Source organism: Echinicola soli (genome assembly GCF_006575665.1).
Classification (GTDB): Bacteria; Bacteroidota; Bacteroidia; order Cytophagales; family Cyclobacteriaceae; genus Echinicola; species Echinicola soli.
Genome location: NZ_CP041253.1, coordinates 978,462 through 1,002,861 on the forward strand (window position 1 = coordinate 978,462; position 24,400 = coordinate 1,002,861).

Annotated in this window: 23 protein-coding genes; 13 read left to right on the top strand and 10 right to left on the bottom strand. The window is 42.9% G+C overall.

Going from position 1 to position 24,400, the window contains the following annotated elements; all coding sequences use genetic code 11:
- Nucleotides 1-111: 111 nt before the first annotated feature.
- The gene (locus FKX85_RS04035; protein ID WP_141613510.1) at nucleotides 112-1,815 is read right to left on the bottom strand and encodes a sodium:solute symporter family protein; all 1,704 of its coding nucleotides are present in this window, start codon (nucleotides 1,813-1,815) and stop codon (nucleotides 112-114) included.
- 36 nt (nucleotides 1,816-1,851) lie between these two features.
- A complete protein-coding gene (locus FKX85_RS04040) occupies nucleotides 1,852-2,109 on the bottom strand; it encodes a DUF4212 domain-containing protein (protein WP_141613511.1) in 258 nt (85 codons plus the stop codon).
- Between the two features lie 436 nt (nucleotides 2,110-2,545).
- On the opposite strand from FKX85_RS04040, the gene nth reads away from it, so the two are divergent.
- The 7 genes from nth to FKX85_RS04075 all read left to right on the top strand — a co-directional run bounded on the left by nth (nucleotide 2,546) and on the right by FKX85_RS04075 (nucleotide 8,957).
- Nucleotides 2,546-3,229: an endonuclease III gene (gene nth, locus FKX85_RS04045; protein ID WP_141613512.1), complete on the top strand. Its 684-nt coding sequence runs from the start codon at nucleotides 2,546-2,548 to the stop codon at nucleotides 3,227-3,229.
- A 2-nt stretch (nucleotides 3,230-3,231) separates the two neighbouring features.
- Complete coding sequence (asnB, locus tag FKX85_RS04050) at nucleotides 3,232-5,028, top strand: asparagine synthase (glutamine-hydrolyzing) (protein ID WP_141613513.1); 1,797 nt, start codon at nucleotides 3,232-3,234, stop codon at nucleotides 5,026-5,028.
- Nucleotides 5,025-6,218 (top strand): glycosyltransferase family 4 protein, encoded by a 1,194-nt coding sequence (locus tag FKX85_RS04055; RefSeq protein ID WP_141613514.1) that lies wholly within the window; start codon nucleotides 5,025-5,027, stop codon nucleotides 6,216-6,218. Before asnB ends, FKX85_RS04055 begins: the two co-directional genes overlap by 4 nt.
- A 552-nt stretch (nucleotides 6,219-6,770) precedes the next feature.
- Entirely contained in the window at nucleotides 6,771-7,109 is a 339-nt protein-coding gene (locus tag FKX85_RS21610) for a hypothetical protein (RefSeq protein ID WP_229239755.1), read from the top strand.
- A gap of 360 nt (nucleotides 7,110-7,469) precedes the next feature.
- Complete coding sequence (locus FKX85_RS04065; protein WP_141613515.1) at nucleotides 7,470-8,213, top strand: hypothetical protein; 744 nt, start codon at nucleotides 7,470-7,472, stop codon at nucleotides 8,211-8,213.
- Between the two features lie 184 nt (nucleotides 8,214-8,397).
- Entirely contained in the window at nucleotides 8,398-8,841 is a 444-nt protein-coding gene (gene msrB, locus FKX85_RS04070; protein ID WP_141613516.1) for a peptide-methionine (R)-S-oxide reductase MsrB, read from the top strand.
- Nucleotides 8,842-8,861: 20 nt separating this feature from the next.
- A complete protein-coding gene (locus tag FKX85_RS04075; RefSeq protein WP_141616693.1) occupies nucleotides 8,862-8,957 on the top strand; it encodes a peptide-methionine (S)-S-oxide reductase in 96 nt (31 codons plus the stop codon).
- 102 nt (nucleotides 8,958-9,059) lie between these two features.
- Here FKX85_RS04075 and FKX85_RS04080 read toward each other — a convergent pair whose 3' ends face one another.
- The 4 genes from FKX85_RS04080 to FKX85_RS04095 all read right to left on the bottom strand — a co-directional run bounded on the left by FKX85_RS04080 (nucleotide 9,060) and on the right by FKX85_RS04095 (nucleotide 13,817).
- On the bottom strand, nucleotides 9,060-9,734 hold the full coding sequence (locus tag FKX85_RS04080; RefSeq protein ID WP_141613517.1) for a TetR/AcrR family transcriptional regulator: 675 nt from the start codon (nucleotides 9,732-9,734) through the stop codon (nucleotides 9,060-9,062).
- Nucleotides 9,735-10,927: 1,193 nt separating this feature from the next.
- Complete coding sequence (locus FKX85_RS04085; RefSeq protein ID WP_229239756.1) at nucleotides 10,928-12,406, bottom strand: sulfatase family protein; 1,479 nt, start codon at nucleotides 12,404-12,406, stop codon at nucleotides 10,928-10,930.
- Nucleotides 12,407-12,474: 68 nt separating this feature from the next.
- Nucleotides 12,475-13,374, bottom strand: coding sequence for a MerR family transcriptional regulator (locus FKX85_RS04090; RefSeq protein WP_141613518.1), 900 nt, complete (start codon nucleotides 13,372-13,374; stop codon nucleotides 12,475-12,477).
- Nucleotides 13,371-13,817, bottom strand: a complete 447-nt coding sequence (locus tag FKX85_RS04095; protein ID WP_141613519.1) for a sterol desaturase family protein — start codon at nucleotides 13,815-13,817, stop codon at nucleotides 13,371-13,373. Before FKX85_RS04095 ends, FKX85_RS04090 begins: the two co-directional genes overlap by 4 nt.
- A gap of 185 nt (nucleotides 13,818-14,002) precedes the next feature.
- Here FKX85_RS04095 and FKX85_RS04100 point away from each other — a divergent pair, with 185 nt between their 5' ends.
- A complete protein-coding gene (locus FKX85_RS04100) occupies nucleotides 14,003-14,305 on the top strand; it encodes a DUF4286 family protein (protein WP_141613520.1) in 303 nt (100 codons plus the stop codon).
- A gap of 137 nt (nucleotides 14,306-14,442) precedes the next feature.
- Here FKX85_RS04100 and FKX85_RS04105 read toward each other — a convergent pair whose 3' ends face one another.
- A complete protein-coding gene (locus FKX85_RS04105; RefSeq protein ID WP_141613521.1) occupies nucleotides 14,443-14,922 on the bottom strand; it encodes a GNAT family N-acetyltransferase in 480 nt (159 codons plus the stop codon).
- A 170-nt stretch (nucleotides 14,923-15,092) separates the two neighbouring features.
- Between FKX85_RS04105 and FKX85_RS04110 the strand changes: the two genes are divergently transcribed.
- Both FKX85_RS04110 and FKX85_RS04115 read left to right on the top strand, forming a co-directional pair.
- The gene (locus FKX85_RS04110) at nucleotides 15,093-15,863 is read left to right on the top strand and encodes a type III pantothenate kinase (RefSeq protein WP_141613522.1); all 771 of its coding nucleotides are present in this window, start codon (nucleotides 15,093-15,095) and stop codon (nucleotides 15,861-15,863) included.
- Nucleotides 15,864-16,294: 431 nt separating this feature from the next.
- Nucleotides 16,295-17,584 carry a hypothetical protein gene (locus FKX85_RS04115; protein WP_141613523.1) on the top strand — a complete coding sequence of 430 codons (1,290 nt, stop codon included), beginning with the start codon at nucleotides 16,295-16,297 and terminating at the stop codon, nucleotides 17,582-17,584.
- Between the two features lie 287 nt (nucleotides 17,585-17,871).
- Here the strand turns inward: FKX85_RS04115 and FKX85_RS04120 are convergent, their stop codons facing one another.
- The 3 genes from FKX85_RS04120 to FKX85_RS04130 form a co-directional block, all read right to left on the bottom strand.
- Nucleotides 17,872-19,443, bottom strand: a complete 1,572-nt coding sequence (locus FKX85_RS04120) for an Rne/Rng family ribonuclease (RefSeq protein WP_141613524.1) — start codon at nucleotides 19,441-19,443, stop codon at nucleotides 17,872-17,874.
- A 182-nt stretch (nucleotides 19,444-19,625) separates the two neighbouring features.
- Complete coding sequence (locus FKX85_RS04125; RefSeq protein WP_141613525.1) at nucleotides 19,626-20,444, bottom strand: tetratricopeptide repeat protein; 819 nt, start codon at nucleotides 20,442-20,444, stop codon at nucleotides 19,626-19,628.
- Between the two features lie 21 nt (nucleotides 20,445-20,465).
- On the bottom strand, nucleotides 20,466-20,774 hold the full coding sequence (locus tag FKX85_RS04130) for an HU family DNA-binding protein (protein WP_112784269.1): 309 nt from the start codon (nucleotides 20,772-20,774) through the stop codon (nucleotides 20,466-20,468).
- Nucleotides 20,775-20,932: 158 nt separating this feature from the next.
- Between FKX85_RS04130 and mutY the strand changes: the two genes are divergently transcribed.
- The 3 genes from mutY (at nucleotide 20,933) to gldE (ending at nucleotide 24,010) form a co-directional block, all read left to right on the top strand.
- On the top strand, nucleotides 20,933-22,006 hold the full coding sequence (mutY, locus tag FKX85_RS04135) for an A/G-specific adenine glycosylase (RefSeq protein WP_141613526.1): 1,074 nt from the start codon (nucleotides 20,933-20,935) through the stop codon (nucleotides 22,004-22,006).
- A gap of 114 nt (nucleotides 22,007-22,120) precedes the next feature.
- Nucleotides 22,121-22,594, top strand: a complete 474-nt coding sequence (locus tag FKX85_RS04140) for a single-stranded DNA-binding protein (RefSeq protein WP_141613527.1) — start codon at nucleotides 22,121-22,123, stop codon at nucleotides 22,592-22,594.
- Nucleotides 22,595-22,660: 66 nt separating this feature from the next.
- The gene (gene gldE / locus FKX85_RS04145; protein ID WP_141613528.1) at nucleotides 22,661-24,010 is read left to right on the top strand and encodes a gliding motility-associated protein GldE; all 1,350 of its coding nucleotides are present in this window, start codon (nucleotides 22,661-22,663) and stop codon (nucleotides 24,008-24,010) included.
- The last annotated feature ends 390 nt before the right edge of the window (nucleotides 24,011-24,400 follow it).

Consider the following 24,400-nt stretch of genomic DNA (forward strand, 5'->3'; position numbering starts at 1 on the left):
AACCTTATGTTTTTGCTATCTGCATTTTTACTTTACTCTTTTCTCCGATCTACCCCACCTAACTTCCCCGCCGCAGCGGGAAGGAACATCTCACTACTCATATCTAATATCCTAATGCCCCTGCGCTTGTCCCGCTCCTCTCGGGATTCGAATATCTTCTACCATCTCCTGTACCGTTTCAGGTGGAGCCGGTGTTACCCTGGACACTACAAAGCTCACCAGAAAGTTCAGCGCCATCCCAATAGAGCCGATGCCTTCTGGAGAAATGCCAAACCACCAATGCTCTGGCGCGAGACTTTCGGCAGGAATACCAAACAGGTCAGTCCCAAACTTGAAGTAGATGATATAAGAAAGCGTAAATACCAACCCCACCAGCATGCCGGCAATGGCTCCTTCTTTGTTCATACGCTTGGAGAAGATCCCCATGATGATCACCGGAAAGAAAGATGCCGCGGCCAATCCAAAAGCAAAAGCCACCACTTCGGCCACAAATCCCGGAGGGTTAACACCGAAATACCCCGCTACCACTACTGCCACTGCTGCTGCCAATCGGGCTATCAACAATTCCTGTTTATCAGAAATCCCAGGATTAAAGTTTTTGACCAGATCCCTGGAGACAGAGGTCGAAATGACCAATAATAAGCCGGCCGCCGTGGAAAGTGCCGCGGCCATCCCTCCGGCTGCCACAAGTCCAACCACCCAATTGGGCAGTTGGGCGATCTCCGGATTGGCCAGTACCATGATATCCTTATCGATGGTAAATTCATTCCTGTCTGGATCCGCTACATATTGTACCACACCATCCTGGTTTTTGTCATTGATCTTGATCAGCTGGGTCTGCTGCCAATTGGTCACCCACTCTGGTAAATCGTCAATTTGCTTTTCAGAAACGGATTCTATGGCATTATAAATACCAAATGCAGAAACAGCCGGTGCTGTGGTATAAAGAATGGCTATAAATCCCAACGCATATCCTGCGGAAAGTCGCGCGTCTTTCACCCTTGGTACCGTAAAGAATCGAACGATTACATGTGGCAAACCTGCAGTCCCCACCATCAAGGCCAAGGTGATCGCAAACATGTCCCCCATAGATTTTTTCCCACTTGTATATGCATTAAAGCCCAGATCTGTTAACACCCCATCCAGTTTATCCAGCAAATATGTTCCATCCTCCACTGTCCCTCCCAGGCCAAGCTGTGGAATAGGATTACTGGTCAATTGCATGGAGATAAAAATAGCGGGCACCATAAAAGCAAAGATCAGCACACAATACTGGGCCACCTGGGTGTAGGTAATCCCTTTCATCCCTCCCAAAACGGCATAAAAGAACACGATGCACATACCGATGATCACCCCGGTATTAATGTCCACTTCCAGGTAGCGGGAGAAGACGATCCCGACCCCGCGCATCTGCCCGGCCACATAGGTAAACGAAATAAATATAGCACAGAAAACGGCCACCACGCGGGCTTTATTGGAATAATAGCGATCCCCAACAAAATCAGGAACGGTGAATTTCCCAAATTTTCGCAGATAAGGAGCCAGCAGAAGTGCCAGCAATACGTAACCTCCTGTCCAGCCCATCAGATAAACGGAACCGTCATAGCCCATAAAGGAAATCAGTCCGGCCATGGAAATAAAGGAAGCCGCAGACATCCAGTCTGCGCCTGTTGCCATGCCATTTGCCAATGGAGAAACCCCTCCACCGGCCACATAGAATTCTTTGGTAGAACCTGCCCGGCTCCAGATCGCAATGCCAATGTACAGGGCAAAAGAAAGCCCTACAAGTATATAAGTCCAAGTTAAAATATCCATTGTTTAGAAGGTTGTGGTTATAAAAAACAGTAAAAATTATTCGTGCACATCAAATTCCCGATCCAGCTTGTTCAACAGTCGGACATACACAAAAACCAGGATCACAAAAACATAAATGGATCCTTGCTGCGCAAACCAAAAGCCCAGCTTAAAACCTCCTAGCTGAACTTTATTTAATACATCTACGAGCAAAATACCACATCCAAAGGAAACGGTAAACCAAACAGCCAGAAGGGAAAGCAAAATTTTTATATTTCTCCTCCAATAGGCCTTCATCTTTTCTTGTTGACTCATGTCAGGCATTGATTATTATGGGTTATAATGTTGAATATACGTGGTCAAATCAGAAAATAAGCGGAGCAATGTTCACCTCTTCCATCCTCTAATAAATTGAACCGATTCTTTTCAGCTTATTAATTAACGACAAAAAGCCTGATAATCCAGTTGAATCCAAAAGATTTTTTCGCCAAACCATCACACTACAGCACACTCGACAGCCCTCCGTCAGCAGCTTAGTGTAGCACTTTTCCGCTTGAATGCGTATTGATTCTTTATACCATCCAATCATATTCTGATGATAAATATCAATGTGAAATTAAGGGTTATTTCCATTTTTATGGTGGCAACAGATCTGCTAATACATTTTCGGCTCAAAACGTAGCGAAATCAGGATGGACTTTCCAATTCGCCTTGTTTTCCCTTATCTTTGGGCTGGACCAGGAAAAGAGACATGTTAAAGAAAGAGCGTTACGAAGCATTTATTGACCATTTTTCCACGCACATGCCCACTGCAGAGACGGAACTGCAGTATGAAACGCCGTTTCAGTTATTAACAGCAGTCATCTTAAGTGCCCAATGTACCGATAAGCGCATCAATATGGTCACACCAGCTATTTTCAGGGACTTCCCGACTCCTGAGCATTTGGCTGCATCGCATTTTGACGAGCTTTTCCCTTATATCAAATCGGTTTCTTACCCCAACAACAAAACCAAGCACCTGCTGGGCATGGCCAAAATGTTGGTGGAGGATTTTAACAGTGAGATTCCAGATACGGTCAAAGAGCTGATCAAACTCCCTGGGGTGGGCAGAAAGACGGCCAATGTCATCACATCAGTGGTCTGGAACCAGCCCAATATGGCGGTGGACACCCATGTTTTCCGCGTTTCCAAACGCCTTGGACTAGTGCCTCAGAATGCTAAAACACCCCTTGAGGTAGAAAAACAGCTGATCAAGCATATCCCCAAAGAACACATCCATGTGGCCCATCACTGGCTGATCCTGCACGGCCGCTATGTCTGCCTGGCCAGAAGTCCAAAGTGTACCGAATGTGAGATCACGCACTTTTGCCGGTATTTTGAAAAAAACCAAGCCAAAATAGAATCCGGGAAAGAGTTACTTCCCAAAAGAAAATAGCCATGTGCGGGATCAACCTGGCAATGAACTTTTCCAAAGATGGGGAAACCGCCATTCAGCAAATGATGCAGGCCACCGCACACCGTGGACCAGATCATTCCGCCTGGTGCAGGATCAACGATCAGTTATTCGTGGCAGGAAACCGTCTGAAGACCGTTGACCTGGGTGATTGGTCCAACCAGCCTGTGCAAATCGATGACGGGGCATTTACACTCGTGTGGAACGGGGCCATTTACAATTCCGACGAACTCCGGAATGAACTTTTGAAGAAGGGAGTCGTTTTCGAAAGCCGCTCCGACAGTGAAGTCCTGCTTCGATGGCTAAAAATGCATGGGACTTCAGGCATAAGATCCCTTCAGGGGATGTACGCATTGGTTTTTATCCATAAAGAAAATAAAGAAGTCATCATCGCCAGAGACCCACATGGTAAAAAACCACTGTATTACTTTCACCAAAACACCCGTTGGCTCCTTTCATCGGAAGCACGCAGCATCATTTCTTCCGGGCTTATCCCAAAGCGGCTGGACAAAGCCCAATTGTTGCCCTATTTTTACTCCAGGCACAGCTTTCCGGACAAAAGTTTCTTCCAGCAAATCCAGCAAGTATTTCCCGGGAAAGTAATTCAGCTGGATTTTGAGGGAAATATTACGCGTGAGCACTGCACTGAAATCCCCACACAGAGCCAAAAGCTCCCTGACAAAAACCGCTTCCGGTCCCTTATAACCGATGCAGTATTGAAGCATTTTCAGGCGGATGTACCAGTGGGTATTTTACTGAGCGGTGGTGCAGACAGTAGTTTGCTTCTGCAATGCTGGGCACAGGAAACAGATATCCCACTACATACGTTTACGATAGGTTTTGAGCAGAAGTACCTGAAAAAATATCCTGATCCGGTCTATGCACGTAACGTCTCCGAAAAATACCGCTGTGCCCACCATGAAGTTCTCATCACCCCAGAACTTTTACTTCAGCAGTTGCCCGATTACATCGCATCGCTAGACCAGCCAGTGGGTGACAGTGCGAGTTTCCTCAGCTGGATGATTGCCAAAGAAGCCAAACAGCATGTCCGCATCCTCATCAGCGGTGCTGGTGCAGACGAGCTGTTCAGCGGGTATAACCGACACGAAGCATTTAAACACTATCTGCAGCACAAAGCACTTGCTCTAAAAGTAGCCAAATCCATCGGCAACCTTCCGTTCTCAGGCAGGCATTCCCGGAAATTGGGAAAGGGAATAAAAGAAGATGAAGCCACTACTTTCTTAAACTTCAGTTCACTAAACACTATTCCAGAAAATCACATTAGCGCATTCTCTGGCTACTATCCCAAAGGTTTCACGCCATACATGGCTGCCCTGGAGTGGGACCGCAGCTATTATCTGGTAAATGACGTACTCAAAATCCACGACAATGCCCTGATGGCCCATGGTGTGGAGGGCAGGGCTCCTTATTTGGACAGGGCATTGGTCAGCCTGAGCAAATCACTCAGCCAAGAACAGCACCTCTCCCTAAAGCCTAAAGAATGGATCAAGGCCCTCTTGGTTGATGGGGGACAAGCAAAGGTCGCTTCCCGCAAAAAAATGGGCTTTGGTTTACCCTTGCGGGAATGGCTTGAAGAAGACAAAACGCTCCAGTCTTTGGTTTTTCAAACGATCAAAACCTTTGCCCAAGAGCAACAGGGCACTATTCCTGAAGAAATGCTTACCTTGGCACTCGAACCAGGCAAAAACCTGAAGGCCCATTTTCTGGAAATCTGGAACCTGTATATCCTCGCCGCCTGGTGTAAGTATCATAAACTATGAGAATCATCTACATCCATCAATACTTCGTCACCCCAGAAGAAGGCGGGGCAGTTCGCTCATATCACCTGGCCAAAGGGATGGTAGAAGCCGGCATGGACGTGGAGATGATCACCGCCCACAATGAAGGGCGATATAAGCTGAAAGAGGTCGATGGCATAAACGTCCATTACCTTCCTGTCCCTTATGACAATTGTTTTGGTTTTTACCACCGCATCTGGGCATTCTATAAGTTTGTACAGCATGCAAAAAAACTGATAAAACAGCTTCAGCGTCCTGATCTGCTGTATATCACCTCTACACCACTGACCACTGGACTGATAGGATTATGGGCCAAAAGGAGCCTTCGACTACCCTACGTTTTTGAAGTACGGGACCTATGGCCGGAAGCCCCCATCCAGGTAGGAATGATCAGAAATTCGTTTTTGAAGAAAGCACTTTACCGGCTGGAGAAAAATATCTATGACCAAGCAATAAAGGTCATTGGACTATCTGAAGGGATCTGTGCATACATTTGCGACAAAGTCCCCAATCAAAAAGTAAGTTTGATTCCAAATTTTTCTGATGTGGATTTCTTCTCCCCATCCGCAAAAAAAAATCACGGCTTTCTGCATGAGATGGGCTGGAGCCCCGATCACCTGACTATCGCTTACACAGGGGCAGTGGGTGATGTAAATGCTGTGGACGAATTGGTATCACTTGCGGCACTATCGCAAATAAAACAGAAACCCTGGCAATTTGCAATCATGGGGAAAGGCAAGCAGCTGGATGCTATCAAAGCCAAATCATATCGTTTGGGACTAAAAAACCTCCGGTTTCTGCCTTTTGGGGATAAAGAGCAGGTCAAAAAACTGCTTAGCCACGCTGACGTGTCATTCGTTTCCTTTGACCATTTACCAGTACTGGAAACCAATAGTCCCAACAAATTCTTCGACGCCATCGCGATGGGCAATGCCATCCTGATCAACCACCGTGGGTGGATTTTGGAACTTGTAATGGCTCATGGGCTTGGACTGTTCTTCGATCACAAAAAACCACAACAGACACTGCTTGAACTGGAGAAATTAGAAAAGAATCCCGAGCTGTTGAGAGGCATGAAATTACGATCCAGGGAATTGGCAGTAAGTCGCTTTTCCGCACCAATTGCAGTCGAAAAACTGTTGAAATTCCTTGGGGACAGTCCACCTTTCTAAATATCTCTCCCCATGATCGATCTCTGTTTTAAGGAAACTATAACAGAAATTATCAATTAGCAGAATCGTTTTTTAAGCGCAAATTAAGTATATTAAAATACTGTCGTCCGACTAAATTTCACATACGCTGAAAAAGTAGGTTTAAACGAAAAGAGAAAAGATTTTTTCGATTTCCTAAAACTACCCCTTCCGCTGAAGGGCTGATCAGAAAGTCCCCCTTAAGGGGATTTAGGGGTAGGTTTTGACGAATTTCCTTCGAAAGGAAAATCTTTACTCGGACGCCAATGATATTAAAATACAAATACGCTGATTTTTAACCCGGTTTATCAATGTCGTTTAGTTAAGGATTTTTTTTAATTTTTGGGTAAGAAAAGGGAGCGTAGTTTTTTTGAAAGAAATCTGACAACGAAAAAGTCCTTTTCCTTTTCGGAGGACTTTTTAAAACTATTAAAAAACAATATAGAAAATGGATTGACACGAGACAGGTTCCGTACGACTAACAAAGCATTTGTTCGCCAGCGGTGTTTGGGGTTTACTGATCTTATCTACTTTATGTTAGGTTTAGGTAAATCCAGTGTTCAGCAAGAGCTGGATGATTTTTTTTCGGATAAATTGGTCAGCTGTTCCAAAGGAGCTTTCAGTCAGCAGCGATCCAAACTAAACCCCAAGGTGTTTACCTGGCTGAATGAAAAACAATGTTCTTTTTATTATAATAAAGCCAGCCATGTCCGTAGATGGAAAGGTTTTCGGCTTATAGGTATTGACGGCAGTACTCTGCAGCTTCCTTACAGTAAAGAACTGGCAAAAGGTTTTGGCCAGTTCGAAACCCGGACTGAAAACGGCAGAAAATATCCGATTACGCTTTCAAACTATTGCTTCAGCTTGAAATAGTGCGGCCCAACAGGTCGGTTCCAAAAATAAAAAGGTATAGCGCTAGACCCAGCAATTTTATAACTTATAATCCTTAACTAAACGACATTGCCCGGTTTATGCATTAGGAATCGTTGTGGCCTGTCCTCCCGAAATCCTTCGGGACAGGCTGACGGATATCGGGAAGAGCTGAAACTGCAAGAACATCAGTTGGTTTGGAGGTATGGGCGTAGCACCGTTACGGTGTACCCTGTCTGGCCGCCAGGTAAAACCTAAAACTAAAGCGTAGCGGCTGATTTTAAAGCAATTTCGGGTCACAATAGATAGGCTAATACATATTCCGGGTTTAACAGCTTACAAACCCCTCATGCTTCTTTTGCCATGAAAAACATTCGACATATATGGTTTTTCTTGCTACTGCTTTTGGCTAGCTGCACTTCTGGTCACCAGGAAAAGAAAACGTTTTCTTCCGAACTGGGGGCTGAAAAAATGCAGGCTCTCTCCATGCTCATTGATTCGTATGGGCGGTTTTTGAAGGTAAATTATGCTGATATCTCTAGCCAGGAGGAAAAGACAAGGCACTTTCTTGAGGACATTTTTCGTCAACGCCCCATCACTGCTATCAAACAAATGCCGGGAATCACTGAAGCGCTCCAAGCCATGGAAAGCTCAGGTCTCCGAAAGGACATTTATATCTATGAACATGAAGTGGATAACTATCCCGAATATCCTGTCAAGCAGCTTATGCCCTCCAACTTTCCTGATTATTCCCTAAGCAGTCATCGATTGAGGTCTGGGATCATTGCCCACACTACTTTAACAATTTCATCACCTTCCACTGTAACACTCCGCAAAAAAACTTCACTTACATTTAACAAAGATGGGCTCTTTATGTATGCTTTGGCCACGGCCAAGTTAAACGATGGGACTTTTATGAACTACCTAAAGTTACGGTACAAAACCTCAGATATCCACCCCTATTTTTCAGCAGAGAATTTTTTGGACAATCAGCAAAGGAATGCTCCTTTATGGTTTGAACAGCTGCCGATCATCATTGACATCTATTACAAAATGCTACTAACCGATGAAAAAACGATCGATGGAGGACTGATGAGCTATCGCTAATAATATCAAGTCCCGTAGGTGATCCCAATATACCTAACAAAGACCTTAGTGAATTTGTGGCAGGAAAAGATGTTAACCAGGTTTGGAGCTAATCATGGAAAAGTTTTGTTGTGTAGTAGGAATTATTTAAGCGTAATTTCAAAACCAATTATAAATTCGATTTGAGAAATAAACTTCACCGATCATGCTAAACTGGTCAAACGTCATTCATTTTGCAAACAACGGTAGCCCGGCTCCCAAGAAAAGGACAGAAAAAAGTGAAGAGGAATGGAAAGGCCTCCTTACTCCAGAGCAATTTAATATCACCCGTCTAAAAGGCACCGAGAGAGCGCATAGTTCAGAGATGTGTAGCCTTTTCGAACCTGGAAAATATGCCTGCATCTGTTGTGACACATTACTTTTCGATGCGGGGGAAAAATTCGAAAGTGGCACGGGCTGGCCCTCCTTCACCCAGCCCGTGGAAGAAAGTGCAGTGGCTTATCATAAGGACGTAGGCTTTGGAATGGTTCGCGTGGAAATCACATGTAATTCTTGTGATGCACACTTGGGGCACGTTTTTCCAGACGGCCCCGAACCTAGTGGACTCCGCTACTGTGTCAATGCCGTTTCCATGAAAAAAGTTACTTAATCCGGTAATAAGCAACCACCATATTACAAACCTCGGTATTTGGGGGAGGATGCCATTGGGGTACTGAAGCAGTGTTACAGCATTTGGAAGGCGTCCAAGAAGGGCAGCAGGGCTGAGTATTCTAATTTTCCGAAGCCCTGCTTAAGCTCCATGCTGTTTTAACGCCATCGTCTGGCAGCATTGAGGTATTCCTATAAATTGGTTCTTACTGAAAATATTTATACTGTTGCATTACCCAGGGCTCGGTCTTCATATTGATAGCCGTATTGCTCAACAACGGACTTAAAGGATGTTTTCCCCTCTTCTGTCATGTAGGGAATAATAAGTTCCCAAATATGATGAGCCATTTCCCCCTCAGGTTTATCCTGTTGATTCCCCAATACCTCTCGCTGAGCCAACCAAAATGTGATTATAATACGAATGGTCCTTTTAAGCCTTTCAGCATAAGTTTTTATTTCATCCTTTACAAAGCCATCCTTCATAAAGCGTTCAAAGAACTCGGCCATTTGCTTGTTTCTCAATCCTATGGTTTCCTTCAGCAGCTGACTTACTTCTGGATAGGATCGTGAGATTTCTAAAACATCCTGATTAAAAAACCTGTACTTAAACTGAAACGCTTCCAAATGAAGCAAAAGCATATGGAAATCGGCAAACGAAGAAGTAGATCCCGTCCCAATTTCATAGGAAGCGCTCATTTCTTTCCTCATTTGCTTGTAGATTGCTACAAGAATGGCCTCACGGTTTTTATAATGGTAATCGAGATTACCATGGCTTATCCCTAATTCCGCAGCAATATGCCTGCTTGTAATATTGTGGGCTCCATGTTCATTATAGAGACGAATGGCCTCGTTGATAATCCGTTGTTTTGTAGAGACTTTTTTCTTCTTTTCCATAATTTTAAAACTAACGCACGGTGCATTTATTATTATACTGGTTAAATATCACTAAAAATGCTTTAAATCACCAATTTAAAACACTTTTCACTGTTTTAGTGATTCTTTTCACTCTAAAAGAAGTAGTTTTTTTTACTTTATACCGTTTATTTATGTTTGGCGAATTCGGTCTTTTCGTAATATAAGCTTGCCAGAGGCATATCCATTCACAAACAAGACCTGTGGAACCTCCTTTGGTTTATGTTAAGCTTATTGAAACCTCTTCCCGAAGGATTTCTTAACAATGATTTAAAATAGTTGTTTTTTTAAATCATTAGGAGTAAAGTATTTCGGTTCTATATGATTAATTGGGTAAACTGAGCGCTAGGGGCTATGGAGATCGAAGAATCGTGTGGAGGGATGAATTGGTTGCCCATGCTCCTGACGCAGTCGATAATCATATATGTCTTCCGTGCCCATCCTCACAGTACCTACGGCACTGTGAGGATGCTATATCCAATTTCTGTTACCAAACTAATGCTCCTAACGGGGCATTCCTGCTGACACTTCTGTCGGCTAAAATAGTGAAGAGGGATTCCTGACCAATGTCACTAGGCATTTAAACCTGGTAAAATCAGGTTGCCTCTAGGGGTTTTTGTGCCGTAGGAACAAAACTATTTCCCTGATCTATCCGCACAAGCAGGGGGCAGTCCCGTAGATAATTTACCCACTGTATTCCATATAGAACCAGTATTTCATTACTCAAACCCCAAACATTAAAGGTTTGGGTTGTTAAGAGCTCAGATCTATTAATTTGGTTTGCATGTTAGGCGGTGTTGATTTACTATTTCACCTCTAAAATAAAGCCAATTTTAAAAATAAAAAACCAATACATAATTTAAACAATTAGAACAATCGACCTAATTATACTATCAATTCTTGGATTTCGGCAATTTCTATCATATCCTTTGTCATAGCTTAAAACGCCATAGACACTAAAAAACATTGCCAATGAGCACGTAATAAACTATTATCCAGTTTATTACAAAAGAAACGGAACATGTCTGCCCAAGGAGAAATCCACGCTAAGGTCACCTATTTTTTAATAATCAACCCGCAGGTTCGTCCAAAGTTCATTCCCCTTATCAATCCCCAATTTTAAAAACTGTCCATTTAAGAGCTAGTACAAAACACCCATTTTAGGTGGATTATCTCTATCCTTCGATTTCACGTAGCAATTTTACTAACTCACTTACTTTTTCAGGATACTTCCCATAGAGATTGTCTTGCTCACCAGGATCCCGGTCCAAATTGTACAATTGTCCATCGGTAGCAATCCCATAGCCATCAGGGAATATTCCATCACTAAAGCCTCCTGATTTTGGTGAAAGGATAAGCTTCCACGCTCCTTTCCGGATAGCAAAGACGCCCTGGTGGGAGTGGTGTACCAAATGTTCTCTGACCGGCGCATCATTGTCCTTCAGGGCTTCCAGCAGGCTAACACCATCCGGAGAAACATCCGGCTTGGAATCCATCCCCAGGATATCCAGGACAGTAGCCATAATGTCCAACGAGGAAACCAGACCATTATTCCACTCTCCCGGGGCCACATGACCAGGCCACTTTACCATAAAGGGCACGCGATGCCCTCCTTCCCAGGCATCCCCTTTAAGGCCTCTCCATGGACCATTGGCCCTGTCGCCGTAATCTTCTATGACCGATGCAATGGGGCCCGAAGAGTTTTCTCCGTTCCTTGCCGGTGATCCATTATCACTGGTAAATACCACAATTGTATTGTCTGCAATACCTTTCTGCTCCAGTACTTCCATCACCTGCCCTACCGTCCAGTCCACTTCCTGTACAAAATCCCCATAAGCACCGGCTTCGCTGGTTCGCTTAAATTGCTCCGACGGAGCAATAGGTGTATGTGGTGCGGTCAGCGCAAAATATAAGAAAAACGGCTGTTCCTTATCAGCTGCCTCTTCTATGTAATCGACAGCCTTTTGGGTAATGGCCGGCATCACTCCTTCCAGTGTCCAACCCGGAGCCATAGCCCCGGAATGACCAAATAGTCCTTTTGGTTTCTGGACTGTTGGCAGCACTTCCACATTTTCGTTTTTGATAAATGTGTAAGGAGGAAAGTTAGGCACATCGTCTCCAAAATAATAATCAAATCCAGCAGCAAGTGGACCACCAGTGATGGATTTGGAATAATCTACCTCCATTCCATTATTCTCTGTAGCGGGCATATTATCCTGTGTAGGCCAGTTCCATCCCAAATGCCACTTCCCTATCGCTGCCGTACGATAACCGGCAGTTTTGAGCATTTTCGGAAGCGTTTCTCTTTCTTCCTCGATCAATGGCCCATCCCATGGCCAAAGTACTCCCTTTTTCAGTCCTGTCCGCCAGCTGTACCGCCCCGTCAAAATCCCGTACCTAGTTGGTGTACAGACTGCAGAGGGAGAATGCGCATCTGTAAATGCCATTCCTTCTGATGCCAATTTATCAATATAAGGTGTCTTGACCTTTGCTGAAGGATTATAGGCTACGACGTCGCCATAGCCCATGTCATCGGCCAAGATCAGCACAATATTGGGCTTTCTGGAATCTTTTCGGGGCTTGGAACTACATGAAGCAAACAACTGCGAGAGCAGCATAACTGTCACATAAAAAACTGATAAGCGAATGATCATTACTGGTCCTTTTGGACTAAAAATATAGAAAAGTTTTCAGACAACCTACTTTATTTAAACCCCCCCCCTTAACTTACAGCATTTTCTTTCGCTTCAAGCGATTCTACAAAGCCTTTGATATCCTCAATCTTTTCCAATAATCTTACATTCCCTGGCAGCTCGACCGGTGTTCTCAAAATCTGATACCCCGAAACAATCAATTCGCTGTCACAAAAAATATCACCCAACTCATCCAAGTAAGCCTGTAAATCTTCGGTATCAGGGGAAGTGGTGATGACCGTGATCAAAAATTCGGGTTGATGATAATTATACACTTCGATCAAGTCATCCTTAGGGGTACTTTGGCCCAAATAGATCACCCGATGTCCTTCGCGCTTGATCAAGTAAGAAGCAAATAGTAAGGATATTTCATGCAATTCTCCTTCCGGAAGAAAAAGCAAAAATTTCTTTCCACTGCCCTGGTAGACAAACTGGTCAATGGCTACGATTAGCTTTTGGCGAATAAGGTTACTTATAAAGTGCTCCTGCGCAGGACTGATACTGCCTATCTGCCATAGCAAACCTATCTTAGCCAAAAAAGGATATATCACACGAAGCATCGTCTCATCAAAACCAATGCTGCGCTGGTTAATGGACAATATCCTATCGAAACTCTCTTCATCTATTTCAATCATGGAAACGGTCAATGCATGGATCTGATCTTCATATGCAAGTGCCCCTTCAGTGAGTGAAATCACCTTATTCCGAATGTCTGCTGGTGACATTTTGACAATTTTCGAAATCTTAAAGCCATTGTTATTGAGTAGCGCAACATTTAGAATGAGCTTTAGATCTGTATCGTCATAGTATCGGATATTCGTTTTCGTGCGTTTAGGCTGCACCAAATTGTATCGCTGCTCCCAAATTCTCAATGTATGGGCTTTGATACCAGATAAGTGCTCTAGATCTTTGATCGAATAGCTACTCATTTCTCTCCTGCTTTGAAATACTTAAATGGCACAAAGAACAACCCGTAGGCCTCTGAACCTCTTCTCTTGTTATCCGCGTGATGAGCTTGGTGCGCCCTTACAAAACCTCTCCAAAAACCCCTTCCGGGTCTTTTGAACCATTTCACTCTTCGGTGTATAATGACATCATGAAAGAAAAAATAACTCATTCCATAAGCGCTTATCCCTATCCCAAGCCAAAACCGGTAGTCGAATTGATCGTATCCCAAAAGCATCAAGGCAATCGCTATTCCACCAAACAAGGCAGAAAACACATCATTCCTTTCGAACGGGCCTTTTGTAGCCTGATGATGGGTTTTATGGATATTCCAAAAGATTCCATGCATCAGGTATTTATGGATGCCCCATCCGGCAAGTTCCATAAAAACAAAGCCAATAACCACATACAATACTGCTTCCAACATGTTTCAATAACTTTCCTCGGAGTCCAATTGTTTATTTAGCGTGATGATAAAAACCAAGCCAAGGTTCCTTTTATGCCTTTTCCACTTATCAAATCAACTGAAATGGCTACTTTTGCATTGGCATATTAAAGCAAATCTACACCTTTTGTTTAACAAGATCACTAATAAAGATAAACAAAATAATAATGATTTTATACAACGTTACCGTTAACATCGACCAATCAGTAGAAAAAGAATGGATCAAATGGATGAAGGACGAGCATATTCCGGCAGTGATGGCCACTGGCCTATTTGTCGAAAACAAGTTTTTCCGATTGATGCACGATAATGAAGATGGTGGGGTGAATTATTCTATACAATTCTTCGCCGATTCGATGGAAAAAATAAAGGAATACCAAGAAAAACACGCAAAGGACCTGCAGGAAAAATTCAGACTGCGCTTTCAGGATCGTTACGTTATATTCAGATCACTACTTGAGCAGGTGTAAACTAGTTAAACACTAAAATGTATTATTTTAGCCAAACCCCTCATAGCCTCCCCTGATCAGTGCAGGAGAGGCTAAGGGGGATCCGGCTAGATACTCGTGGCCCGATACTTTCTTTTTCTTTCCTCTTGGTTCTATATTTACTGCCCTAGCCGCTCTCTAATTTCTGTAGACTGCAGGTGGCAGTTATACCATCCGCCTTCTATTGCAGCGTTATATTTGTTGTAAAAATTGATTGCAGGGTCGTTCCAGTCCAGCACTTGCCACATCATACCAGTGCAGTTCTCTTCAATGGACTTTTTCATTACCCTCTCAAAAAGCAACTTGCCGGCACCCTTTCCGCGTTCTTTCTCCGTCACAATATAATCCTCCAAATACAGCCGTTTGCCTTTCCAGGTACTGTACCGATAATAGTATATCGCCGTACCAATGATCTCTTGGCTACTGTCCTTCTCCAATACAAAAAAGCCGTACACCGGATTGGGACCAAAACCATCCTTTTCCATCATTGCCACCGTATTGGTCACCTCTTCAGGGGCTTTTTCATACAATGCCAGTTCTTCAATAAGCTCAAAGATCCTGGGCAAATCTTCTATTTTTCCTTCTCTGATCGTATACATATATTCGAAATTAGAAAATTTTGGAAAAAGAACTAACCTCGCACTTCTTTTTGGGCATTTCAGATGCTAGATTTAGATGGAATGCACATAAGGACTGATAGAAGCCTTGGTGCCACTAGTTTGACAACCGAATCTGCTTTTCTAAAAAACCATTATTAAATATCATAGTTATGTTTTTGTCCATTGATGCAGGTAATTCTAATATCGTTTTTGGTTTCTATGATTCCAAAAAGCAAAAATGGGACCCGGTGCTCCGTATTGACACACAGCGGGCCAGGGAGTTTAACTACCTGCAGAAAAACATGAATCTATTCTTTTTGGAATCCCACATTTCCCCATCGGACATTTCCACCGTTGGTATCAGCTCTGTAGTCCCAGAGATCAATGATAACCTTAAAAAGGCAGTAAGAACCTTTCTCCATCAAGATGCCTTTTTCATCACCGAAAGGAGCTACAAGCCTATGACAGTTACCACCAAAAAACCGGCAGAAATGGGTACTGACCTGATGGCAAATGCCGTAGCGGCCTTTGACTACTACGGATCGGCCTGTATTGTCGTTGATTTTGGTACTGCGCTGACCTTTACCATAATTGACAGTAAAGGCGAAATTCTAGGGGTCAACATCGTCCCCGGCCTAAAGACAGCAATCAATTCTCTTTTCACAAATACTTCAAAATTACCAGAAGTCCAACTAGAACTGCCAACATCAGCCATTGGGAAAAACACTGTTCACTCCATCCAGGCAGGTATTTTATATGGCTATACCGGCCTGGTTCGCGGTATGCTGGAAGCCATCAGAAAGGAACTTCCCCAACACTTTAAAGTCATGGCCACTGGAGGATTGTCTAAAATTCTTACCAATCTAGAAGGGGATTTTGATAAGGTCGATAAAAACCTTACACTAAAGGGCATAAAACTAATCACTGAAAAAAACAGCTAATATGATTTTTATAACGCTTATTCCGGCATTAATGCCGTTTTAGCTAGGAGCAGACAGTGACAAAGCTGTCATTCCGACGAATAGCCTGTCCTGATACATCGGGAAGGAATCTCTCTCACACATACTGATTGAAAAGATCCTTTCCAGATCTGTCGGGATCAGGATAGCCTGCCCAGCATGACTATCGGGGACATACGGTAACTAAACGGCATTGATTCCGGCACCCTAATTCTTCCAACTTTCACTCTTAACACTCCTTAAAACAACTGCAGAAGTCTCCCAATGTTTTCATGGTATTATTCAACAATATGAAGTATAATTTAATAATTATAATTAATATAAAACTATTTAGGCTATTTTTAATTAAAAATTATACTTTTTGAATATTACTTTTCATATATTAAACCTGTTCGAATCATTATTTAATTATTATGAGACCCTTATTTAAAGATAGGATAGCAAGCGTTAAAATCCATTTACTTTCATTCTTTTGTTTATTTCAATTGCAGTTTTCCTGCGGCACCATACCTGATTTAGTACCTCCCGCTACCCCAGACCAAGTCCAGAATGTTTTCGATGAATTGGATTCCAGGTACGTTTTTGCCAGTGCACTATCTTCAATTCTGTCTGATGCGGACATTCGGAAATTTATCAAGGCAAAGGTTATGGAGCAATTTGATGGTGATTATAATTTTCTATATATCCAAGCAAAAGACGAAGCTATTGGGGGATCAGCACTTAGTGGTCGTACATTAAAACAGGCTTTATCCGAAACAAGTGCCGAGAAAAAACCAATATTCGAGCACTTTGAATTTGATCCTTTGTTACAAATCGCTATTCGTGGAATACCCGGTGCCGCCGAAAATTGGGATCCAGATACATACCAACCATTAGTGCTCTATATTCCGGAAAAAACAGATCCGGACAAAGCCCCTTTCCTTCCCGCCATTACCCCTTCTGGAGAGTTAATCGAGTTCAATCATAAAGAGGCATCCGAGATGCCCGTTATTCTCATCGATATAAATGAACGCATTATTAAGACCCCAAAAGAAATAGTCCTTGGAGAAAAAACTTCTTTTTATGATGGTAATGTTGCGCCGTATTTTAGTGATCATCAATTTAACTACTTTCTTATCACACAGCTCAGTAATTCCAATACTGAACCAAATACGGAAGGAAGTCAAGAAGGCCAGACTAAGGAAAGACAATACGCTCACTTTTTTGAAAAAGAGCTTCTCGAAGCGTTTAAGTTTACTACGCACCGTGCGCTTATAAACGCCGTACCATGGCTTGATGGTAAACCTGAATTAAGATTTTTTGTTATCTGGAACATCCACTCAATCGCCAATATAGATTATTTTCACAAATGGCTACCCATGTCAAAGGACAGGAGTAGATACAAAGATTGCGGCTTCCTAGGTGGGTGCACCACTGAATGGGTTGATTCGGGTGAATCGTTATTTCATTGGGATTTGAATGCCCACTCAGAAACGGTAGTTTATCATTGGTTTGAAGTGGACGCCGGTAGAAACGATAATTTTAGATATATCTATTCCAATAATGTAATGGGAGTAAATGATGTTCCTCAAAAAATGCAAATTACATTAAGGGGAATAGATAGTAATGATGATGACCTGGGAAATACAAAGGTTAATTTTTATGACGAGCTAAAAACAGTGTACTCCACTGGAATCATTGACTTTTCTTTAGGCATCAAATAATCGTGTCCTCTTTTCCTGTAAATTAGTGATCAATCCATCGAATACCTTCTGTTCTCGACTGGTACACCTTTCTAATCCCTAATTGGTGTCGAGGTAATTTTGGACGGAGCGCAGGAGATCTGAGATGGCAGGACCAGTCGCGTAGATTGGGCAGATTTTCGATAATTCTCTTTTTTAGCCACAAAGGCGCCAAGACATAACAAATGAATGAAAACCTTACCCCGCCCACAGAAATATGGCTTGACCACATATTTCGTGTTAATCGACATTCCAAAAAAAAACGGAGCTTATTCGGCTCCGTCTTTTACATTAAGTTCTATTTCTTCTCCTGTTTCATCCAGGAATTTATACTCCGTCACTGGTAATGAAGAATCTTTGATCAGTTTTACCCACTTGAAATACTTAAAAAACCATTTCACCCTTTTCGAGAACATGCCTTGGGTAAAGTAGGCATGAAGATAAGGGTGCAAACCTATTTTTATACTTGGTAAGTTTTGGTGTACTGCAGTATAATCAAGGTCTCTTTCCAGTTTATCAGCCACCAGGATGGAAGCCTGGATTTTTCCTGTACCATTACATGAAGGACAGGTTTCTTTCGTTACAATGTTTACTTCGGGTCTTACACGCTGCCTGGTAATCTGCATTAGACCAAACTTGGTAAGGGGCAGCACTGTATTTTTTGACCTATCGTCCTTCATTGCAGTTTTCATCGCATCATAAACGGCCCTTTTGTTATCGGCCTTTTTCATGTCGATGAAGTCAATGACGATAATCCCCCCCATATCTCGGAGGCGAAGTTGTCTGGCAATTTCTTTGACAGCCACCAGGTTAGTTTTTAATGCTGTTGTCTCCTGGTCGCTTTCTTGATTGGACTTGTTTCCGCTGTTCACGTCGATGACGTGTAGCGCTTCGGTGTGCTCGATGATGAGATAGCCACCGTGGGGTAGGCTCACCGACTGTCCAAAGAGACTCTTTATCTGCTTTTCTATTCCAAAACTTTCAAAGAGCTTAGCTTTTCCGTTGTAAAGCTTAACAATTTTTTCCTTTTCAGGGGCGATCGATCTAATATAAGATCGAATCTGATCATAGATTAATTCATCCTCTACCGTGATTGCATCGAATGATTCATTGAGCAAGTCTCTCACAATGGAGCTCGCCATGCTCATTTCTCCTATCACCTTGTCTTTACTCTTGGCCTTCATCAGCTTTTTCATGCCATCATCCCAGGATTGCACCAGATTTCTGAGGTCTTTGTCCAGTTCTGTGACGGACTGGCTCTCTGCTACTGTTCTGATGATCACCCCGAAATTATCGGGCTTAATGGAAGTGATGAGCCTGGCCAGCCTTCTTCGTTCTTCAGCTTTTCGGATCTTCTTGGATACGTTTACTGCATTAGAAAAAGGCACCAGTACCAAATAACGACCGGCTAAGGAGAGCTCACAGGATAGTCGTGGGCCTTTCGTGGAGATCGGCTCCTTTACAACCTGAACTAATATTTGATTATTTTTAGAAAGGACTTGGGAAATCTTTCCCAGCTTTTCTATCTCAGGTTCTAGTTTAAACCCTTTAAGTGTAGGTTGCTCTGTGTGATTGTTCCTGATCTGTTTGATATACTTGATCAGGCTCTTCACCTTCGGCCCCAAGTCCTGGTAATGCAAAAAAGCATCCTTTTCGTATCCGACATCAATGAATCCTGCATTCAGGCCATTGACGATCTTTCGGACCGTTCCCAGGTACATGTCCCCCACTTTAAACTGGTTGTTCTCTTCATCGGAATGAAGCTCTACCAGTCCTTTATTTTTCAAAAGGGCTATGCGACTACCGTTTTGAGCAGAATCAATTACTAATTCCGTACTCAAATCGTGTCTCCTTTCTTATGTTAATGAACGTTTTTGTGTAAAAACTCAAAAAGAAGAAGTGTATTACTTCTTCTTATGTCTGTTTTTTCTCAGTCTTTTCTTACGCTTGTGCGTAGAGATCTTATGTCTTTTTCTTTTTTTACCGCAAGGCATAATCTTATGGATTTAAGTTTAACAATTTTTTATAGTTGTCCCAGATAGTTGTCGACACTGGAGAGGATCATAGGATCTTCGGTCATGTCTTTCACCTTCTGAAACTGATTTTTTGCTTTTTTCTTTTGCTTCGATTCAAAGTAGCTTACTCCTAGGTAAAACTGCCCTTGAACATTCTCAGGATAATAACCCACCAAGGTCTCAAAACGTTCCACCGCCCGCTTGTATTGGCCTGACTGCATGGAGAGTATCCCCATATTGTACAAGGCTTCTTGATTTTCCGGATCCTCTTCTAGCACCTCACGGATCATCATGATCCCCTGCATGGGGTTAGAAGAAGACACATAGGTCATGGCCACCTTGGTCTTCAGGTCAAGCCGGTCAGGATTTGCTTCCAAGACCTGGTTCAGGTAAGCTCTGGTCTTTTCGGCCAGCATGCTCATTTTTTCCTGATCCATTGCGAAACCGTATGCTTCGTAATATGCATTACCTGCTTTTTCTTTTAATTCCATATCCGAAAACTGATCAGCCCCTTTGCCCAAATAGTAAGCAGCACTGTCATACATACCGGCTTTCTGGTAAAAAGCAGCCAATGAATCTGCAAAGATAGTAAAATTTTCTTTACTTTCAGCGTTTTCCAAATTGGCTATCAGACCACTAACGGTTCCACGCTCCGTTTCAGGAATCTGGACATCGTGTGCCTGCACCACAGAATCAGATGCCGCAACATCCTCCTGACCGATGTTTTCATTGTTTTCTTCGTTGTCAACCACCACACGTGGCAGGGAATATAATACCCCCACAACGACAATGACCACAACGACCAGGATGATTTGCGTCTTTTTCATACCGTCTTGTTCATCTCAGGATTAATCCTGAAAAGCTACCTCTTTAACCTTTTTACTGTTTTTGATTTTGTCGATAAACACTTTGGAAGGCTTGAAAGCCGGCACATAATGCTCATCGATTACGATAGCAGTGTTTTTGCTGATGTTTCTGGCGATCTTCTTAGCTCTCTTCTTGTTGATGAAGCTACCGAATCCCCTCACATAAATATTCTCTCCCTCAGACATGGAATCTTTTACAACTTTGAAGAATGCCTCAATGGTTTGAGTTACATCGTCCTTCTGAATTCCTGTCTTGTCCGAAATCTTGGTAATTACCTCTGCTTTAGTCACTGTATTTAAATTTTAATTTGATTAAATTGCTTAACAATCTATTAACCAACTAATTTTGGGATTGCAAATTTAAATGATGGTTTTCAATATAAAAACAAATTGACGAAAATTAGCGTCTTTTGTTCAACGAAAACTTAATTCTTAAAATTCCAAAAGTTTTGACTTTCAGCCATTTTCCCCATAAGCTACTGCATTGGTACCCCCAAAATAAAAGGGATCTGCCTTGGAGAAACACCCAAAATCCATACATCATTTGGTTATCAGAAATAATCTTACAGCAAACCCGTGTCGCTCAAGGACTCCCTTACTTTGAAGAATTTGTTAGGCACTACCCCACTGTGCAAGAACTGGCCAAAGCACCAGTAGAAGAGGTCCTCAGGCTTTGGCAGGGACTTGGGTACTATAGCCGAGCAAGGAACCTGCATCAGTGTGCGCGTCAAGTGAGTGAGGAATTTGACGGGAACTTTCCGGACAATTATAAGGCACTACTAAAGCTAAAGGGTGTCGGCCAGTACACCGCTGCTGCGATTGCCTCCTTTGCCTTTAAGGAAAAAGTGGCCGTGCTGGACGGCAACGTCTTCAGGGTACTCAGCCGCTATTTTGGCATAGATTCGGACATCAGCAGTCCGAAAGGCAAAAAGCAATTCCAGGAACTTGCCGATAAGCTAATCCCTTCCGGCCAGCCGGATGAATACAATCAAGCCATTATGGAGTTTGGCGCCCTCCAGTGCACACCCAAGAGGGCAGATTGCCTGCATTGCCCGCTGCGGGACAGCTGCTACGCCTATGCCAATGACCAAGTGGAAACCCTTCCCGTGAAGATCAAAAAGACGAAAGTTACTACCCGTGCCTTTTTGTACCATGATATTGACTGTGGCAATAAAAAAATCGTAAAAACACGAGGCCCTAAGGACATTTGGCAAGGACTAACGGACTTTCCACTGGTGGAATTTGCCGACCCTGAAAAGATCGATCCCGAAAATTCAGATTTGTTTCAAGAGCTTCAGGCATTTAAGCCTCTCATCGATTATAAAAGTGAAAAGACCTATAAACATATACTGTCCCATCAAAAAATTTTTTCAAACTTTGTCTCGTTAACAATAGCGTCCGAAAAGCTCCCTGAAGTAAAAAAATGGGCTGACACCAAGGGCTATCAATGCTGTGATGCAGACCAGCTGGAGGCCTTGGGCAAACCACAACTGATCGTGCGCTATTTGAACGATAAAAAATAATCCTTAATTTAGACTAAACGCTCTGATCGCTCCATGGATTCTGGTCAATATTTAAAAGAACCCCTGGAGCAATCAACATCAAATAAATTTAAATACTGAATATTAACGCAAAATATGGCCGGTGTAAACAAAGTAATATTAGTTGGCAATTTGGGCAAAGACCCAGAAGTGAGACATTTGGAAAGTGGCAGTGTGGTGGCCAACGTAGCACTAGCGACAACAGAAGCCTACAAAGACAGAAACGGAAACCGAGTAGAAAATACCGAGTGGCATGACCTTGAAATGTGGGATGGCCAAGCCAAAGTGGCTGAGCAGTACCTCAAAAAAGGGAGCCAAATTTTCGTAGAAGGAAAAATCAAATCGGATACCTGGCAAGACGAACAGGGCAATAACCGTAAAAAAGTCCGGATCCGTGTGCTGAGCTTCACCATGCTGGGCTCCAGAAGCATGGACGGAGGGGCTCAAGGGGGAAGTTCCGGCAATACTGGACAAGCTCCCCAGTCCGCCCCTAGTAATGCGCAACCTGCTGCCTCCATGCCATCATCAGGAGGCAATACCGATGACGTAGAAGATGATCTACCATTCTAATACAGTCAGTATGAGATTTATAATGGATAAATCATTATTTTTGCCAATCAACATTTGAATCATTTAATGGACGATCCATACCCGAGTATTTTATTGCTGGCTGAAATCAACCAGGTTTCGGCCGGCTATATCATTACCAACAGCCTTATTTTTCTTTTTCTGTTAATGGGGTCTGCCTTGGTCTCAGGATCAGAAGTGGCTTATTTTTCACTCTCACACGACGATCTCAATTTACTCAATACAGAATCGGACGAGAAGTCAGCATTGGTTATTCACCTGATAGAAGCACCCCAGCGGCTCCTCAGCACCATATTGATCCTAAATAATATGATCAATATCGGCATTGTGACCTTGACGACTTTCTTTACGCTTACCCTCTTTGGGGCCAATGCCACCGGAATAGTAGTAGTCTTGATACAGACCATCGGGATCACCTTTGCCATCGTGTTCTTTGGCGAGATCGTACCAAAGGTGTACGCGAACAACGCCAGGGTTACCTTTAGTAAACTGATGGCCAAAACGCTGAATTTCTTCTCCATCATATTGGCTCCGCTTTCGTCGTTTTTGATGACCATCAGCAATGTCATCGAACGGAGGATCGAGCGCAAAGGCTATACGCTCTCTGTCAATGAGCTTCACCAAGCCTTGGAAATCACCTCTGAAAACACCACTGAAGGCGAAAAGGATATTTTCAAAGGCATCGTGAACTTTGGGACCTTATCTGTCAAGCAGGTAATGTGCTCCCGTATGGACATCACTGCAGTGGATGTAGAAATGGACTTTCACGAGCTCATGGACAAGATCAACAAAAGCGGCTACTCCCGTATCCCCGTGTACCGCGAAACCATTGACAATATCGAAGGTATTCTCTATATCAAAGACCTCCTGACCCACATCGAAAAAGACGAGGATTTTCAGTGGCAGACCTTGCCCCGCAAAGGGTTCTTCGTGCCTGAAAACAAAAAAGTGGATGCCCTGCTCAAGGACTTCCAGAACAAACGGGTGCACATGGCCATCGTCGTGGACGAGTATGGTGGCACTTCTGGCCTCGTGACACTGGAAGACCTGATCGAAGAAATCATCGGCGAGATCAACGATGAATTTGACGATGAAGACGATATGTTTTATAAGCAAATTGACGACAGCACTTATGTCTTTGAAGGGAAAGTGTCGCTTAATGATTTTTGCAAAAAACTGGAGCTGGATGCTCAGGTATTTGACGAGGTAAAGGGAGACAGTGAATCACTTGGAGGCCTGCTGCTGGAGCTGAACACCAAATTCCCCAACACAGGCACGAAGATCCAGTTCGAGCACTTCACCTTTACCATCATGGCCGTGGATGCCAGAAGGATCAAAAAGGTGAAAGTACATTTAGAACGTCAAGAAGCCAAAGGGGCAGCCCATAATGAGGATTAATTAAATCACAGATAGCTTACAACCTTGATTTTGTGCTAATTTTGAATTTTTCTAAATAGTGTATAAACAGTTAAACCCCTGTATCTTTACCCCGTCAATCCGGTGTTATTCAATACAATTAGGTTTTTTTTACATTTTTAGCAATAATTTCTTTGCAGTGTGTCAGAACCGGAAATTTTAAAAAAAATTCAATTTTTATCAAAAAATCTTAAACTTCAATTTTATGAACCTTTTTTCGAAGTTTTTACATTTTTTTCAATAAAACGAGCGTAAAAAAAAGCCTATTTCAACAATTTTAGCATAAAATTACAAATACTGGACACGTATCACTTCCATATTTACATTTTAATAATTGTAAAAATCAAGGGGCAACTTGGTTATTAATGCATT